General features: G+C 44.1%; 16 protein-coding genes. 1 reads left to right on the top strand and 15 read right to left on the bottom strand.

Annotation, left to right across the window (positions count from 1 at the left end; all coding sequences use genetic code 11):
- Nucleotides 1–3: 3 nt before the first annotated feature.
- The 15 genes from NXG61_RS13890 to NXG61_RS13820 form a co-directional block, all read right to left on the bottom strand.
- On the bottom strand, nucleotides 4–783 hold the full coding sequence (locus tag NXG61_RS13890; protein ID WP_196605541.1) for an ABC transporter ATP-binding protein: 780 nt from the start codon (nucleotides 781–783) through the stop codon (nucleotides 4–6).
- The gene (locus tag NXG61_RS13885) at nucleotides 777–1,724 is read right to left on the bottom strand and encodes an ABC transporter permease (RefSeq protein WP_196605540.1); all 948 of its coding nucleotides are present in this window, start codon (nucleotides 1,722–1,724) and stop codon (nucleotides 777–779) included. Before NXG61_RS13885 ends, NXG61_RS13890 begins: the two co-directional genes overlap by 7 nt.
- Nucleotides 1,725–1,909: 185 nt before the next feature.
- Complete coding sequence (locus NXG61_RS13880) at nucleotides 1,910–3,259, bottom strand: nitrogenase component 1 (protein WP_196605539.1); 1,350 nt, start codon at nucleotides 3,257–3,259, stop codon at nucleotides 1,910–1,912.
- A complete protein-coding gene (locus NXG61_RS13875) occupies nucleotides 3,256–4,734 on the bottom strand; it encodes a nitrogenase component 1 (RefSeq protein WP_196605538.1) in 1,479 nt (492 codons plus the stop codon). Before NXG61_RS13875 ends, NXG61_RS13880 begins: the two co-directional genes overlap by 4 nt.
- A gap of 96 nt (nucleotides 4,735–4,830) precedes the next feature.
- Nucleotides 4,831–6,318 carry a nitrogenase component 1 gene (locus tag NXG61_RS13870; protein WP_196605537.1) on the bottom strand — a complete coding sequence of 496 codons (1,488 nt, stop codon included), beginning with the start codon at nucleotides 6,316–6,318 and terminating at the stop codon, nucleotides 4,831–4,833.
- 39 nt (nucleotides 6,319–6,357) lie between these two features.
- Nucleotides 6,358–7,128, bottom strand: coding sequence for an ABC transporter permease (locus NXG61_RS13865; protein WP_307224829.1), 771 nt, complete (start codon nucleotides 7,126–7,128; stop codon nucleotides 6,358–6,360).
- An 87-nt stretch (nucleotides 7,129–7,215) separates the two neighbouring features.
- Entirely contained in the window at nucleotides 7,216–8,514 is a 1,299-nt protein-coding gene (locus tag NXG61_RS13860; protein WP_307224827.1) for an ABC transporter permease, read from the bottom strand.
- A 22-nt stretch (nucleotides 8,515–8,536) separates the two neighbouring features.
- Entirely contained in the window at nucleotides 8,537–9,403 is an 867-nt protein-coding gene (locus NXG61_RS13855) for an ABC transporter ATP-binding protein (protein WP_307224826.1), read from the bottom strand.
- Nucleotides 9,404–9,455: 52 nt separating this feature from the next.
- A complete protein-coding gene (locus NXG61_RS13850; protein ID WP_307224824.1) occupies nucleotides 9,456–10,490 on the bottom strand; it encodes an ABC transporter substrate-binding protein in 1,035 nt (344 codons plus the stop codon).
- Between the two features lie 108 nt (nucleotides 10,491–10,598).
- Nucleotides 10,599–11,633: an ABC transporter substrate-binding protein gene (locus NXG61_RS13845; RefSeq protein ID WP_307224822.1), complete on the bottom strand. Its 1,035-nt coding sequence runs from the start codon at nucleotides 11,631–11,633 to the stop codon at nucleotides 10,599–10,601.
- 52 nt (nucleotides 11,634–11,685) lie between these two features.
- Nucleotides 11,686–12,519, bottom strand: coding sequence for an ABC transporter permease (locus NXG61_RS13840; RefSeq protein ID WP_307224820.1), 834 nt, complete (start codon nucleotides 12,517–12,519; stop codon nucleotides 11,686–11,688).
- Nucleotides 12,520–12,549: 30 nt separating this feature from the next.
- On the bottom strand, nucleotides 12,550–13,323 hold the full coding sequence (locus NXG61_RS13835; RefSeq protein WP_307224818.1) for an ABC transporter permease: 774 nt from the start codon (nucleotides 13,321–13,323) through the stop codon (nucleotides 12,550–12,552).
- 319 nt (nucleotides 13,324–13,642) lie between these two features.
- On the bottom strand, nucleotides 13,643–14,485 hold the full coding sequence (gene nifH / locus NXG61_RS13830; RefSeq protein WP_307224854.1) for a nitrogenase iron protein: 843 nt from the start codon (nucleotides 14,483–14,485) through the stop codon (nucleotides 13,643–13,645).
- Between the two features lie 105 nt (nucleotides 14,486–14,590).
- Entirely contained in the window at nucleotides 14,591–15,457 is an 867-nt protein-coding gene (locus tag NXG61_RS13825) for a radical SAM protein (protein ID WP_196605529.1), read from the bottom strand.
- Between the two features lie 39 nt (nucleotides 15,458–15,496).
- The gene (locus NXG61_RS13820; protein WP_196605528.1) at nucleotides 15,497–15,859 is read right to left on the bottom strand and encodes a NifB/NifX family molybdenum-iron cluster-binding protein; all 363 of its coding nucleotides are present in this window, start codon (nucleotides 15,857–15,859) and stop codon (nucleotides 15,497–15,499) included.
- Between the two features lie 429 nt (nucleotides 15,860–16,288).
- On the opposite strand from NXG61_RS13820, the gene NXG61_RS13815 reads away from it, so the two are divergent.
- The gene (locus NXG61_RS13815; protein ID WP_196605527.1) at nucleotides 16,289–16,699 is read left to right on the top strand and encodes a pyridoxamine 5'-phosphate oxidase family protein; all 411 of its coding nucleotides are present in this window, start codon (nucleotides 16,289–16,291) and stop codon (nucleotides 16,697–16,699) included.
- Nucleotides 16,700–16,751 lie beyond the last annotated feature (52 nt).

Genomic DNA, 16,751 nt, shown 5'->3' with positions numbered 1-16,751 from the left:
GAGTCATATATAATAACCGGGTTCCTCGGTTTTTCCGGCGTAGTTCAATATTTTCAATATTTGAGTGCGAAGATAAAGAAATTCAGATCCGCTGCGGGCCCGCGGATAAGAAAGATTGACATCAATGATTTTTTCTATCTTGGCGGGACGAGGGGTCATGACCACTATTCTGTCAGACAGATATACCGCCTCATCAACATCGTGAGTAACCAATATCATGGTCATTTTTTCCTTTTTCCAGATACGGATAAGTTCATCCTGCAAATTCATGCGCGTGAATGCGTCGAGAGCTCCCAGCGGTTCGTCGAGCAGGAGCACCTTGGGATCGTTTATCAGCACCCGGGCCAGCCCCGCTCTCTGAATCATGCCTCCGGACAGCTGATGCGGAAATGATTTTTCAAATCCGTCCAGAGAGACCATGCTGATGAATGATTTTACCCGGTCTTTGCTGCTGCGGTAGACTTTTCTTGCTTTGAGGCCGAAAGCAATATTGTCATATATGTTGAGCCAGGGGAAGAGCATGGCATTTTGAAATACAAGACCACGTTCATAAGATGTACCCTTGATTTCACTTTCATCAATAAAAAGAGTACCTTCGGTAGGTTTGCTTAATCCGGCTATAAGACGCAGCAAAGTTGATTTCCCGCAGCCTGAGGGACCTATCAGGGAGATAAATTCACCGGCTCTCACTTTCAAGTCTATACCGTTTAAAGCCGTGATCTCACTGCCGTCATCGGCTGCAAATTTTTTGGTTACTGAATTTATATTTACGGCTCCTACCATTTTATGACTCCTTTTTGCCATACCAGAACGCGGTCGCGCACCTTAAACAGCAGCATTACCAAGAGATAAAAACTGACTGCTATAATGATGAGGCCCGCATACACGTTGGCATAAGCCATCATATCTTTCTGCCAGTTTATGTACCAGCCAATACCGTTTTTTACACCAAGAAGTTCAGCGGTCATAAGGGTCACGAAGGATATACCAGCCCCGTTGAATATTCCTAAAAACATTTGCGGCATAGCTGCGGGAATACCCACTTTCAATATTTGATAATATTTACCCGCACCCAAGGTACTGGCTACTTCAAAATAAACATTCGGTATGTTTTGAATGCCGCCGGCTGTCATTATTGTCGTGGGAAACCAAACGGACAGGGCAATCAAAAAAACACTGCCTGAAAATGTCGTTGGAAACACTACCAGTACTATCGGTATCCATGCTGTCGGGGGCATGGGCCCGATGGCGCGTATCAATGGATTGATCCAGTATGATAAAACTTTATTGAAGCCGACAGCTATTCCTGTTAATATTCCGGCAGCAGCGCCGATGGCAAATCCGGCAAAAAGCAGCTGTGCCGAGGATGCAAGACAGGAAGCCAGAAAAAAACTGTCTTCGACAATAACAGAAAAAACTCTGTCCAGCGACGGAAAAAATATAACCGGCAGCAAAGCATATTTTTTGGAAACTAGATTAAATATATTCAGCAGAAAAATCACTGCCGCATAAAATGGAGCCTGTGTGATAAAGTTTTTCCCTTTGTTTCTCCAAAAAATTGTACGTATGGCACCGGCGGTAAAAAATATTCCTAAAATAATGTTGAACCATAAAAAATACTTTGCCTTTGTAGGCGTGTGCAAAGATGAATCGGGCAGCCAAATATCTAAAAATGATGCCAGCAATATAGAAAACAGCGGCAGCCACGGTCTTAGCTTTTCCATAATAAAATTATTCCTCCGAATGTGAGAAACTGCTGATTGATCTGGAATATACGGCAGAAAGATGTATCCCATATTTATTTTAGTCAGAGTTTCCTCGGTAATAAGCACAAGCGAGTGTGACAAGCAGGAAAATAGCTTCACAATGAATGATTTCCCTGCTGTCAGCACCCTTTGTGTTTTGCATCTCAGACGATAGATCTCGATGTTGCCGTTTTGCGCTTGAACACAGCAGAATATACTTCTTCGATGAGACGCAGCCCTCCGCTGTAACCCATGTATGAATGGTTTAAGATAACTATTTCATCAAGCGGCAGGCTGAGATATGCATAAAGACTGTCTACGTCCACTGCAAGGAATTTTTCCCATGAACTTCCTAAAATGATTGATTTTCCGGCATTTTTGTCTTTTTCCCGTATATCCATTTCAATAGCTCCTCCATCATTTTCAAACTTCAGTACAGCTGCCAGTCTGCTGTCGCGTGCGGCTAATGTCTCCGTTATAACAGATTGCCAGGCCGGCTGCGGTTCATCAGTTACATAAACTCCCCTGGGGACAAGTCCCAGTTCATTAACCAAAAAGGAACTTACTCCCGGTGCATAAATACTGTCGCCGACAGCATAAAGATCGACCGGCAGGTTATTCCAATATTCACCGATAAAATCTGATACAGCAACAAAATAATCGTAAAAACGCCGCTCTTCTTTTTCTATTGCTTTTTCAACGGGCAGAGAAGAAAGCCCGGCAAAAGCCGCTACTTCCCGTAAAAAACGACTGGTTTCAACGCCGCCTACAGGCAGGATCGGATATTGCAGATAAGGTGTCTGATATTTCGCTTCTAAAAGCTCTGCTATTTCCGTGCCGGTTGACGGTGAAATCAACAGATTAAACTGCGCATTGGGAATGTCACGCCATTCGCTGATTCCCGCCGAGCCATTACCAAATAAAATATTTACTTCCAAGCCTATATTGGTTAATATGCGTTTGATTTCTTCCAGATCGCCTCGCCAAAAGGGATCTTGAAAAGGCACTACAGCAAAAACATTTACCAGTCCATGCCGTACCTGCGGTTTTACATCACCGATAAATTGCTCAATGATGGATTTTACAACTATTTCATGGCCATAATAACTGCTGCCTTTAAAACCGGCAGTTTCCGTCCCTACCACCGGATACCCCTGGGCAGCAAATCTTTCGGCTACGGATATAGAATCATCACCTACTATATCGGAGGTGCAGCCGGACAATACAACAAACAGATCTCCGTCCAGAATTTTTAGAGCGCCTTTTATTTCTTTCTCCAGACTCGGTTCGCCGCCGAAAATAACCTCTGATTCACCTGTATTGGTAGAGGAAATATGTGATCCGCCGCCGTAGCCTTCACCCTGAAAACCGGCACCGGTGGCTGCAAAGGAAAAGGCTTTTGACGCACAGCCCGGTCCAGCATGAATGATAGGCAGAGCACGCGGGATGGCCAGTACTGTCTGCTGTGCACTCAAAGCACAGCCATAACGTGGTTGTTCAATTATTTCGCTCATAATTCACCGCCTAGCATCCTATTATTAAGAACATCATCAACATCATTTTCACGCCAACGGCTGTTATACGGCAGTCTGGCATGTTTTGCGATATTGCCGAACAATTTTTCGGCAGTTATCAGATCCAGCAGCCGTCTGCCGAATTTCAGCACACCGTCATAGCCGATACTGAAATTGGCATCACCCTCGCTTAAAGTCGGAATACCCAATTTCATGCCCATAGGTGCAAGATTGGGATGGCGCACTATCAGCACATCCGGACTGATGCGCTGCAATACCTTTATAATGCGGTACGGCTGTTTATTGCAGACTCTGACATCTTTTATATTGCCGACACTTTCAATCAGTGCCTCCAGTGAATTTATCTGCTCTTTTGTCTCAAAATGCAAATCATGATGCAGTGTACTCAGCCCGATCACATTCAGATCCAGATCCTTAGCGATATTGGCCAGATTGTGTGCAAAAGCATCTCCCGACATTACATAAACAGTCTTGCCTTTTAATAGTTCTCTGAGTTTTTCCAGCTCCGGCTGTATCCGTTTATGCTCCTGAACGATTAACTGCTCCGCCAGTTTGGCACGATCGGTATATCTGGCAATTTCCCTTACCCATTCATCGGTCCAGTCAATACCGAACGGAGGCTGTACTTTTACTTCAGGAACACTGTACTGTTCTTCCAGCGCTGCAGCCACATATGTGGCCAGTGTTTCACAGATATGCGCTGTACAGGCTGCCTCCGTAACAGATGCAATCTGCTCCAGAGTAGCCATAGGCAGCAAATAGTTCACCCGCAGACCGAGTTTATGCAGCAAAGGAATAAATGTATTTGATCCGGTAAAGTTGAATATATTGACCATGTCATTCTGTTTTTTTTGCGCCGGTTTCACTAGTCTGCGCAAAACCGCATGAAAAGCGGCATCAAAACCGGTGGACCATATAGTGGACTTAAAGCCCTCGCAGTAGACGGGAACGACCGGATAATGCAGCTTTTCCTCAGCCTGCCTGGCAATGCTTTCCATATCCTCACCGATAATACCGGATGCACATGACGACTGAAGAAAGATCACTCTTGGCTTAAAACGCCTGTCGGCTTCATATATTGCGGTGAATAATTTTTTGGAAGCACCATAAACAGTGTCTTCTTCATTAATGTTGCTGCATATCATCTGTACTTTATGTTCCGGCAGACCGCGGCTCTTTGACACCGCGCGTCCCACAATATGCCGGGATGATGCTCCCAAGCTGCAGCCGATCGGTGCGTGGCTGATCACTGCAGCATCAATGATGTGGCATATAAGTCCTTCTGCACAGCCTTCCGAGCATTGACTGCACTGGCTGTAAGAGCTCTCCGGGCAGTTTACTTTTCTTTTTTTCGACTGTACATTGAGGGTTTTAGCATCTCCTTTATAAGAAAGGATTGCATCAAGCCGTCTTTCCCTGACTTCGACCTCGGCCGTATCCTTGTAAACACTCACACATAACCACTCCTGTTGCTATACTTATCGTTTCTGTGCAAACCAATATTGCTGCAGATAACATCATCGTATCGGGCATCATTTTGTTTCATATACTTATATGACGATACTTTGCTCATTGTCCTGTGTATTATCGTCAAAGGCATCAACACTATTTTCTTTCCACCAGCTGCTGTACGGCAGTCTGGCATGAGCCGCAATATTGACGAATAATTTTTTTGCAGTCAGCAGTTCCAGCAAACGGCGGCCAAATTTCAGCACGCCGTCATAGCCGATACTGTAGTTTCCGTCGCCCTCGCTCAAAGTCGGTATTCCCAATTTCATGCCGATTGGAGCAAGGTTGGGATGGCGCACTAACAATACATCCGGTTTTATATCCTGCAGCACCTTTATAATACGGTACGGTTGTTTATTGCAGACCCTGACATTTTCTATATTGCCGGCACTTTTAATTAAGGCTTCCAGTGAATTTGCCTGTTCTTTTGTTTCAAAATGCAAATCATGATGCAACGTGCTCAACCCTATGACATTCAGATTCAAGTCTTTGGCGATATTGGCTAGATTGTGCGCAAAAGCATCTCCGGACATTATATAAACAGTCTTTCCTTTTAATTGTTCTCTGAGTTTTTCCAGCTCTGGCTGTATCCGTTCATGTTCCTGGATGATTACCTGCTCTGCCAGTTCCGCACGATCGGTATACCTGGCGATTTCCCTTATCCATTCGTCAGTCCAGTCGATACCGAATGGAGGCGGTACTTTCACTTCAGGAACACCGTATTGTTCCTCTAGTGCCGCAGCTACATATGTAGCCAGCGTCTCACAGATATGCGCCGTGCATGCAGCTTCCGTCAGAGAAGCGATCTGCTCCAGAGTAGCCATGGGTATTAAGTAGTTTACCTGCAGGCCAAGCTTATGCAGAAAAGGTATAAATGTGTCTGAACCGGCAAAATTGAAGATATTCACCAGATCACGCTGCTTCTTTTGCGCCGGCCTCACCAGTTTGCGTAAAACTGCGTGAAAAGCGGCATCAAAACCGGTAGACCATATATTAGATTTAAAACCCTCGCAATAGACGGGGACAACCGGATAATGCAGTTTTTCCTCTGCCTGTTTGGCAATGCTTTCCATATCTTCACCGATGATGCCGGAAGCACAGGATGCCTGTAAAAAAATCGTTCTTGGTTTAAACCGTTTGTCAGCTTCGTATATTGCTGCAAGCAATTTTTTTGAAGCGCCGTAAACAGTGTCTTCTTCATTAATATTGCTGCTGATCATTTGGACCTTATGTTCAGGAAGACCGCGGTTCTTTGACACCGCACGTCCCAAAATATGCCGCGGTGACACCCCAACGCTGCAGCCGATCGGTGCATGACTGATCACTGCGGCATCAATAACATGATAGGTTATTGTTTCCGCGCAGCCTTCAGCGCATTGGCTGCATTGACTGTAAAAACTGCCGGGGCAGCTGACTTTTCTTTCCTTTGACTGTATGTTGAGGGTCTTGGCGTCTCCCCGATAAGAAAGAATGGCGTCAAGCCTTCTCTCCCTGATTTCGACCTCCGCCGTATCTTTATAAATACTCATTTGCTGATCACTCCCATTAACAATTCCAATGCAACAATCCTAATCGGCAGCTGTCGGATATCGCCCTGCAAGCAGCTTCCCCTCAATTGATTTTAAAATAAGATCTATTAAAACGGCTAAAATGGCAATTGTTACTGCACCGGCATAGATCCAGTTGATATTGTAATTTTCCTGGCTGGACAGAATAAACCAGCCAAGTCCTGAATTCGATCCCATCATTTCTATGACTACTAACAGAAAAAAAGAATATCCTGAACTGATGCGCAGTCCTGTAAAAATAGACGGAAGTACGGCAGGAACAGTAATTTTGGTAAACAGCTGCCAACGGCTCAGACCAAATGAAGTGCCAATTTTAAGCATGCCGCTGTCAGTATTTTTGATGCCGTCGCAGATACTGAACAATATCGGCCATAGACATACCCATACTATAATGACCGTTTTGGCAGGTTCCCCAATGCCTGCGAATAGAATAACTACATGAAATAAAATGAACGGATTGGCTTGCTCGGCTGCTCTGAACAGCGGCCGAAGAGCCAGCTGGAGCCTGTACGGGCATGCAGATAAGAAAAATCCAAGAGGTATGGCGATTACTGTTCCAAGTATAAAACCCAGCACTGCTCTTTGCAGGCTGATCAGTATATTAGCGGAAAAATTGCCTGCAAGCAGTAATTCCCACAGAGTTACCATCACTTTGGAAAAAGGAGGCAGAAACAAGGGATTGATTAAACCGCTTCTGCCGATTATTTCCCAGGCAAATATAAAAAAAAGAATAACTATTTTTCCTTCAAAATATTTCCACATATTATTCATCTGCGTGACTCCTCTTGTGAATTTCATCCGTCCAGCCCATAGCTGCTTTATATGACAGTTGTCTTTATTTATCAGGATGGCATCATTTTATTCATCCATATGGTGCTGCTGATGATGGTCAGTGCTGCTGCCTTGATTATTATTATCCGCATTTGTCTGCTGACTATTATTCATATGCATAGCGTGATGTTGCATACCGTCATCAGTCGTGTTATCGGCCGTATCCATGTGAACTGTACCGTCACTTTGACTGCCGGATGCATCCTTTTGAGTCATATCGGCACCCTGGTCAGCCTTATCCATATGTTTGTGGGCAGATGACGGAGGCCATGGACCTCCGTCAGGCGGATGCAGCATAACATCGTATGATGCATCATTTTGCTCCATGTCCATATGGTGATGGTCCATACTGCCGTGAGCACTGTTGTCTGCGTTCATGTGGTGGCTCGTACCGCTGCCGTGTACCATATTATGGTCCATTTCCGGCATTACGGCAGTCTGCCGCACAAGCTGGCCGCCAAAAATAATGATGCTGCAGAGAGCGCCTGCTATCAACGGTATATAATATCCGTGCAGTCCGTTTTTGACACTGGCTGCATCAGAATATTGATTTATTTGCTCATAGCGCAATTGCGTCTGTTTTTCCAATAATGCCAGAAGCTGTATCAAGGCAATTCCCAGTAAAATAATCAGTACACCGCCGGCATACAAACGAGGAATATCAAATGACATTGCGCTGCCGTGGACCAAAGCACCAAGGCCCGTACGTGCATCCAGCATTTCTACTCCTGTCAGCATAAATACTGATAATTGAGTGCTTATCCTCAGTCCCGTCATAATTGTCGGTAGGGCTGCCGGGAGCAGTATTTTGACAGACATGACTGAAGCTGGTGTTTTCATGGACCGGGCAGTTTTTATGATTGCCGGTTCGATAGAACGCACACCGGTAATTGTATGAAAAAGAATCGGCCACAATGCAACAATGGAAATTACAGCTAATTTCTGTATTTCACCCACACCGAACAACACCAGGAATAACGGTGACAGAGAAAAAGGATTCACATGACTCAATAGACGGAAAAAAGAATCCATATCTCTGGCAAGCCGCGGAAACCAACCCTGCAGCAGTATTCCCAGCGGTATGCCGATGATCGCCGCCAGCAGCAGACTGCATATTATCCGCCACAGACTGATCAGTAAATTATGCAGAAGTTCTCCGCTGATCAGCAAATGTATCAGCTCATTCAGTATGACTGATATAGGCGGCAGGAACTGCGTGTCGATCAGATGAAAACGGGCAGACAGTTCCCACAAAAGAAAAAATAATAGGATACCAGAACTTCTTGCAGCTATATTTTCCAGTTTGATTTTATTTTGCTGCTTCACCGCGTTGTTCCTCATAATTTTTTTATACAGCCCTGTCGTTTAAATTGTCGCTTTGCCGCAGTTCTTCTGTATCAGCATGTCCGTTTTGCAGCAGCTGCCATATTTTTTGCCGCAGTCTGCCAAATTCGGCTGACGCTCTGATTCCATCACGCGGACGAGGAAGCTCAATATTTATCGTTTCCTTTATTTCTCCGGGATCAGCCGACATCACCACAACTCTGTCAGCTAAAAATATCGCTTCATCGATGCTGTGGGTAATAAAAATAATGGTTTTTTTTGTTTTTTCCCAGATGCGCAGCAGTTCTTCCTGCAAAGACTCTCTGGTCTGTGCGTCGACAGCTGCAAACGGTTCGTCCATCAGCAGCACTTCAGGATCATAAGCCAGCGCTCTGGCAATTGCTACCCGCTGTTTCATACCACCGGACAGTTCGTGAGGATAACGGTCTTCAAATCCATGCAGATTGACAAGATCAATAAATCGCTGACTGATCTCAGTCCGTTCCTTTCTTGGTATCTTTTTTATTTCCAGACCAAATTCCACATTTTTCCGTATACTCCGCCAGGGAAATAAAGCGTATCCCTGCAATACAATTCCCCGGTCCAGAGCGGGACCCGTAATCAGCTTTTCATCCATGTATATTTCACCCGATGTCGGGTGTGCGAGACCAGCGACCATATCCAGAAAAGTTGATTTACCGCAGCCGCTTGGTCCTACAATAACAAGAAATTCTTCTTTTTTCACTGTCAGATTTATATTTTTCAGAGCCTGAAATTCTGTTAGCTTTTCGCTGTCTTTCTGTCTTACTTTATATATTTTGTTTATATTGACAGCAACGATTTTTTCTGTTTCGTCATGTACAGCAACGGTATCATCGGTAAAATCAGTCATAATATAATCACCCCTTCTGCAATTGAGCAGTCTTCCCAATTTATAAATTCAGTTACTGCGCCACATTGAGTGCCAGCAGATCCTCCGCTTTGAGCTTGCCGGCAGGAATCACCTTGTTATCTTCCAAGTCCTTGATCCATGTATCAAACATGCGCGGATTTATATTGGGGTTGGCGTAATAATAATGCGTCGCCGAAACCGGGACATGTATCCAGTTTTCGGTCAATAACCGTGCTTCTTCCGGATTGTCATTCGACCATTTTTCAGCTTTGACTATTGCCCGGGAAAATTTTTTAACTACGTCGGGATGCTGGTTAATGAAATCTTCCTTGAAATAAAAAAGTGATATTCCTGCTTCCGGTCCAAGACCGGCATCAAAACTGTCGGCGATCTTTACCATGCCGGCATCCTCCATGGATTTATAGTAGGGAGGATGAACACCGGCCACAGTGACCAGTCCCTGTTTTACTGCCTGTACTGCCTGTATATCGGGCATTGTCGCCCATTCAATTTTATCGCGCGGAACACCGCTTTTGTCGGCGATATTGTTAGCCAGAAAATCGGCGCAGGTATTGGTCGTTATTGTGGAAAATTTGACTTTTCCCTGAATATTATTCAAATCCTTGAATGATTTTATGCCGCTTTCTGGAGTTACGTACCATGTCATATGGCGCAGCCGGGGATCAAGCTCAGGGGCAGGATCTGTGGTACCAGCCACAACACCCTTTATTTTTGCGCCGCCGTTAATGGCCACGGCGAGAGTATTGGGCATATTGCCACCACCGACGTCATTATCACCGTTTATTACAGAGGGAATTTGCTGTGCCGGCTGGGTATCGCCCGTATAAACTACCTTAAGGCCTTCCTCGGCAAAAAAACCTTTTTGATCGGCCACTATCCACGGTGTCGACGAGCAGTTTGTCTGATTCCACGTTCTTATCGGATACAGACCGTCGCTGCTTGCTGCCAAAACCTGCCCTCCGCTCTGGGCCTGATCGCTGTGACTTGCCCCGTAAAATACCGCACCGATAACTGCCACGCCGATTATACCCGCTATGAACTTTTTTAATCCTCTTCTCGTACTCATTATCACAAGTCCCTCTCCTGCTAATCAATATGGTTTTTACTTATTTAAAATCAGCCAGAATATCATCTGCTTTCTGTCATTAGGCAGGTTTGTCAATTCATAATTCGGTTACTGTACCAGATTCAGTGCCAGCAGATCCTCTGCTTTGATCTTACCGGCAGGGATCACTTTATTATTTTCCAAATCTTTGATCCACGGATCGATCAGGCGCGGGTTTAAGTCAGTGCTGGTATAATAATAATGCGTTGCCGAGACCGGAACATGTATCCAGTTTTCAGTCAATAATCGCGCTTCTTCGGGATTATCATTGGACCATTTTTCAGCCTTGACCATTGCCTTGGAAAATTTTTTGACTACGTCGGGATGCTGTTTAATGAAATCTTCGCTGAAGTAATAATATGATACTCCGGCTTCAGGACCAAGGCCGGCATCAAAGCTGTCGGCGATCTTTATCATGCCGGCATCCTCCATGGATTTGTAGTATGGAGGATGAACTCCGGCTACAGTGACCAGTCCCTGTTTTACGGACTGTACTGCCTGAATGTCAGGCATTGATACCCATTCGATTTTATCGCGCGATACATTGTTTCTGTCGGCGATATTATTAGCCAAAAAATCGGCGCAGATATTGGTCGTTATTGTGGAAAATTTAACTTTTCCCTGAATGTTATTCAAATCCTTGAATGATTTTATGCCGCTTTCCGGAGTCACATACCATGCCATGTGGCGCAGCTTGGGATCAAGATCGGGGGCAGGATCTATACCTCCGGCGACTACGGCCTTGATTTTTGCTCCGCCGTTAATAGCCACGGCAAGAGTATTGGGATGCGTACCGCCGCCGACATCGTTATCACCGTTTATAACGGAGGGAATTTGCTGTGCCGGCTGAGTATCGCCGGTATAAACCACCTTAAGCCCTTCCTCGGCAAAAAAGCCCTTTTGGTCAGCTACGACCCATGGTGTCGATGAGCAGTCGGTCTGGGACCATGTCTTTATCGGAAACAGACCGTCACTGCTTGCGGCAGCGGATTGACCGCCGCTCTGAGCCTGATCGCTGTGACTTGCGCCGTAAAATACAGCACCGATAACTGCCACACCGATTATACCGGCCAGAAATTTTTTTAATCCTCTTTGCGTGCTCATTATCGCAATCCCTTCTCTTTTAATTCAATACATTTTCTATTTATTATTTAAATTAATATTCCGGTGATTCTGTTTGCCATGAAAGAATATTTCGTTCTATTCTGGCAAATAAATAATTCAAAAGCAGACCAAGCACAGAAATGATGAATGTTACGGCGAACAGCTTAGGAATCTGATAATTTATCTGAGCGTTCCAGACCATCCATCCCAAACCGGTGCTTGCTCCGATCATTTCCGCAGCGATCAGCATAAAAAAAGCTGTTCCGCAGCCCATTTTAAGACCGTGAAAAATGGGTGCCGCTGCTGCCGGTAAAATCACTTTAAAAAAAAGGGCCGTCCCCTGCATACCCATCGAACGGGCTGATTTTACCAACAGACGGTCCACATTCTGTATGCCCGTGATAGTATTGAGTAAAATCGGCCACAGGCATACCCAGAAGATAATGGCTATCTTTGATATTTCACCGATCCCAAACAACAGAATGAACACAGGCAGCAGCGCGAATGGATTAGCTGCGCTAAGCAAACGGACCAATGGAGTAACTGCCCGCCGGAACATATGAAATGAACCGCCCAAAAAAAATCCCAGAGGAATGGCGATCACTGCCGCGAGAATAAAACCGCCTATAGCCCGGAACAAGCTGATGCCAATGTGCCCTAAAAGTGTACCGTTTTCCAGCAGCTGTACTATAGTGACCGCTATCATCGACGGAGCAGCTACAAATGTGTCCTTAAGTACTCCTGTATCCACAAAAATTTCCCAGATAACAAAAAATGCTGCGATAGAAATATTGGCAGCAATGAATTTTTTTACTGCTGTTCCTAAAAACCTGATTTTCAACGGACGATCCTTTTGAACAGAAAACTCTTTCACTATGGTTTGCATAAAACTGCCTCCTCACCATTTTGCCAAAATTTAAATGGCATCTTCCTGCCAATAGACTATAGTTTTTTCGAGCCAGTGAATAAAATAACTCAGAAACATTCCCAACAGGGCAATGATAATGCCGGCTGCAAACAAACGCGGCATTAAACTGTTTGCCGTCGAATTGAGGATGATCCATCCCAGACCGGCCTTGGCACCGATCATTTCGGCGGCAATCAGCATCAGGAAAGCATGCGTGGTGCCGCTGTGGATGCCGGTAAAGATAGACGAGGCTGTCCCGGGCAGGATGATTTCTTTAAAGATCGTCAGCCGTCCTGCACCCATCGATCTGGCACTTTTTACATATAAGGGATCGATTTGTCTCACTCCCGCCAAAGTGGTGAATAATACAGGCCAAAAAGCAGCGCAAAAGATAATGCTTATTTTTGCTGTTTCACCTATGCCAAACAGTAAAATAAAGATCGGAAATAAAGCAAAAGCATTGATCTGACTGCCTATTTTCAAAAGCGGCTGTAAAAAAGCAGCAGCTTTTTTAAAAGCTGCCAGTGAGAATCCCAGAGGAACAGCCAAAATCACTGCTAAAATAACACCGATAAATACTCTCTGCAGACTTGCTGCAATATGCAGCATCAGGTGCTCGGCGATAAAAAGTCTGGCAATTGCCGCGATCACCTCTGAGAGAGGCGGAATAAACTGACCGTCAATAATGCCCGCACGCGGCAAAATTTCCCATAGCAACAAAAAAATCAATATCCCCGATATATCAATAAAATGATAATTGATCCTTCCTATAATTCCTTTCACCGTAAATGCTCCCTTAATTTAGTTGACACATATACAATAGATTACTTTTCAATGTCCGCACATAATTTAATATCTTACATATTAATACACTGCATATCATATATCTTATGTTTGAAGCCAAAAAAAATAAGGCATGGTAAGTTTAGACATTACCCGCCTCTTTTTCCTGAAAGCCGATGACAGACATCTCTCTATAGCTGTCTATCGGCAAGAAGCCGCAATGTACTCGTTTTTAATTTACAAATACAATTTTCCATAAAACAACATTTCCCTGACATGATTTTTATTCTCTCCTATTCAAAAAAATTTACTTGCAAGATCAAATAGCATAATTGCTTTCAATATTGTCATACAGACCATATTCCATCAAAATCTTTTCAAGATCATCTGGTTCCATTGGCTTTGGTATTACAAATAATTTGTTTTCCTCTATTTCGGAAGCCAGTTCTCTGTATTCTTCCGCTTGTTTTGCTTCTGGATTATATTCAATAACAGTTTTGCGCCTTATTTCGGCATGCTGTACTATATTGTCGCGCGGTACAAAATGAATCAGCTGCGTTCCAAGTTCCCGGGCAAATGCTCTGAGCAGCTCTATTTCCCTGTCCACATTGCGACTGTTGCATATTATACCTCCGAGCCTGACGCCTCCTTTAAGGGCATAGCGTTGTATGCCCTTGGAAATATTATTGGCGGCATAAAGCGACATCATTTCTCCGCTGGCTACGATATATATTTCCTTTGCCTTGCCCTCACGGATCGGCATGGCGAATCCGCCGCATACGACATCACCCAGAACATCATAAAATACATAATCCAGATCTTCAGTGTATGCGCCCATTCTTTCCAGCAAACCTATCGATGTTATGATGCCGCGTCCTGCGCAGCCTACACCCGGTTCAGGACCTCCCGATTCCACGCAGCGTATTCCCTTGAATCCCACTTTTACAATGCTGTTAAGATCAAAATCCTGTCCTTTTTCTCTTAGCGTGTCCAAAACTGTTTTTTGGGCGAGTCCCCCAAGTAAAAGGCGGGTTGAATCCGCTTTCGGATCGCAGCCAACGACCATGACTTGTCTTCCCTGTTCAGCAAGGCCGGCAGTCAAATTCTGCGTGGTAGTCGATTTGCCTATGCCGCCTTTTCCATATATTGCTATCTGTCGAATCTTTTTGTCTGTCATAAAATTCTTTCTCCTTTGTTTTTTATCCTATGATGAATCTTCTCATAAAAGAGAATCGTATGATTGATTTGTGAAACGAAAATTCTCTCTTCACCCGTGCGAAAAAGTTTCGCGACTCTGCAGCTCACCGAGATAAACCTGGCGGCTGAAATTATTTTTGCCGGGAACACCCACAGCATCCGCCCGGCAGTGCTGGCAATGTCTGAATACATCTATATATTTGCCGGCTTCATGTCTGACAGTCTCTATATCGATACAGCCGGGAACTGAAAGGTCTCTCAGCTTGTGCTGGGGAATAAGCGGTATGATGTTATAGATCGCTGCACCGCGTTCAGAAACGGCTTTGGCGATATCTTTTATATGAAATCTGTTTATTTCATTGACTAAAACAGTGTTGACTTTTATTGTCATTCCTGTTTCCGCTGCCGCCTGAATGCCGGCAAGCTGATTATTGATGAGTATTTCCGCGCCGGCTTCACCCATAATCCTTTTGCCGTGATAAATGATTCCGTCGTTAAGCTGTGCCTCAATGTACGGATCTATGGCATTCACGGTGACAGTCAGTGTATCTATACCTACGTCCAAAATATCCGGTAGTCTTTCTTTAAGCAGCAGACCGTTTGTACTCATGCACTTTAGCAGGGCAGGAAATTTTTCCCCTATAAGCTTAAACGTTTTTATCGCATTATCGGTCGCCAGTGTATCGCCCGGTCCGGCTATGCCTACGACTGTGATATCCGGGCAAAATTTTAAGGCCCGTTCCACATACTCGCAAGCTGCCTCCGGTGTGATCACCTTTGCCGCAACACCCGGTCTGTCTTCGTCTTTATTGATGCTGCGTTCACAGAAACGGCAGAAAATATTACAGCCGGGACAAACGGGCAAATGCATTCTGCCGCGGTTGTTCTTGGCACCGAAACACGGATGCAGTTCGCGTATGCTGTTTAGTTTTTTCATTTTCGGTCACCTCAATTTTATGTGCTTTACGGTAAACAATTAACTGCAAGTACGCTGTAAATTTTTTACCCGTTTTTTGTATAAAATAATGTTTCTTATTGCGTTATCAATACTTTCATCCGTTTCCAGAGGTGTAATATGATGCTGTCCCAATATTGCTGCGGCTCCCGCGCCGACAGCTTCGCACAGGACATATTGACAGTCGGCAATTAGCTTCACTGCCTCCTGCATTATTTGAAGATCGTGCACACCATGCCGGCACGGAGAGAGTACAGTCCTTTTTTCGAGAAAGCGGCACATGCCGCCATCAGAAATTTCTGTGATATAAAACAGATCTGCATGCCCGAAATGGCGGTCTACATATATTCCATCAGAAGAAGCTGCTGCTATTTTATAACTCATTGATTTTCCCCCCTTAAATTCTCTAAAGTATACTATCCCCAACATAGTTAGTACTGTGTTATAGCACAAAACAGGCCATAAATATTTACGAGGTGCCGTAAATATTTATGGCCTGCAGTTATCTGCTCAGCAGTTGTGCTATTGTTACAAGGCTGTATGTTATTGACTTATAATAATACATAAAATTGATTCTGTAAGTCGCTATTGCGACATTATTGTATTTATTTGCAGTACTGAGAATTTTTTTTCGGATTAACGGTGAAAATTCTTTTATTCCTGCTGAGTCTGATTCTTTTTGTATTGTAATAGGTATGCTTTAGGATACTTACTATAGTAAAATATTGTATTTTTATTGGCATCGTGATTTGTTATAATATTATTACAGTTTGTTTATAAACTAATTTTACAGAATAAATGGAGGAATTGATCGTGCAGAATATTCAGGAAGTATACAATTTCGTACGAAAATGCCCGGCTTATTTTATAGCCACTTATGATGACAAAGCAGGGCAGGCACGGGTACGTCCTTTTACCACTTTCCATATATTTGAAGGGAAGCTTTACATCCAGACCGGCAAAAAAAAGTCTGTGTCAATGCAGATTGTCAATAATCCAAAAGTAGAAATAAGTGCAATGTACGGTACAGAAACATGGATACGGATTGATGCCGTGCTTATAGAGGATACCCGCTTGGAAGCGCAGCAATCAATGCTGGATGCATTTCCTATCCTGGAAAAAATGTATGCAGCCGGTGACGGGAATACTCAGGTATTTTATCTGAAAAATGTCACGGCAACTATATACTCTTTTGCAGGTGAGCCGAAAATATATGAATTTTAAACTTATCAGAGCGGAGAGATTATTTTTTCCGTATTTACAAAATTAATAATAA

Origin of the sequence: Pectinatus haikarae (assembly GCF_050916305.1) — a bacterium.
Taxonomy (GTDB): Bacteria; Bacillota; Negativicutes; order Selenomonadales; family Selenomonadaceae; genus Pectinatus; species Pectinatus haikarae.
The sequence above is the reverse complement of the archived record's forward strand: the minus strand, read 5'-3'. Positions and strand labels throughout refer to the sequence as shown.

Excerpts from the sequence above, each read along its gene's own strand:
- NXG61_RS13880 (WP_196605539.1), bottom strand. The coding sequence starts at position 3,259 with ATGAGCGAAATAATTGAACAACCACGTTATGGCTGTGCTTTGAGTGCA.
- NXG61_RS13870 (WP_196605537.1), bottom strand. The coding sequence starts at position 6,318 with ATGAGTATTTATAAAGATACGGCGGAGGTCGAAATCAGGGAGAGAAGG.
- NXG61_RS13845 (WP_307224822.1), bottom strand. The coding sequence starts at position 11,633 with ATGAGCACGCAAAGAGGATTAAAAAAATTTCTGGCCGGTATAATCGGT.
- NXG61_RS13865 (WP_307224829.1), bottom strand. The coding sequence starts at position 7,128 with ATGAATAATATGTGGAAATATTTTGAAGGAAAAATAGTTATTCTTTTT.
- NXG61_RS13855 (WP_307224826.1), bottom strand. The coding sequence starts at position 9,403 with ATGACTGATTTTACCGATGATACCGTTGCTGTACATGACGAAACAGAA.
- NXG61_RS13840 (WP_307224820.1), bottom strand. The coding sequence starts at position 12,519 with ATGCAAACCATAGTGAAAGAGTTTTCTGTTCAAAAGGATCGTCCGTTG.
- NXG61_RS13885 (WP_196605540.1), bottom strand. The coding sequence starts at position 1,724 with ATGGAAAAGCTAAGACCGTGGCTGCCGCTGTTTTCTATATTGCTGGCA.
- NXG61_RS13825 (WP_196605529.1), bottom strand. The coding sequence starts at position 15,457 with ATGAAAAAACTAAACAGCATACGCGAACTGCATCCGTGTTTCGGTGCC.
- NXG61_RS13850 (WP_307224824.1), bottom strand. The coding sequence starts at position 10,490 with ATGAGTACGAGAAGAGGATTAAAAAAGTTCATAGCGGGTATAATCGGC.
- NXG61_RS13890 (WP_196605541.1), bottom strand. The coding sequence starts at position 783 with ATGGTAGGAGCCGTAAATATAAATTCAGTAACCAAAAAATTTGCAGCC.
- NXG61_RS13820 (WP_196605528.1), bottom strand. The coding sequence starts at position 15,859 with ATGAGTTATAAAATAGCAGCAGCTTCTTCTGATGGAATATATGTAGAC.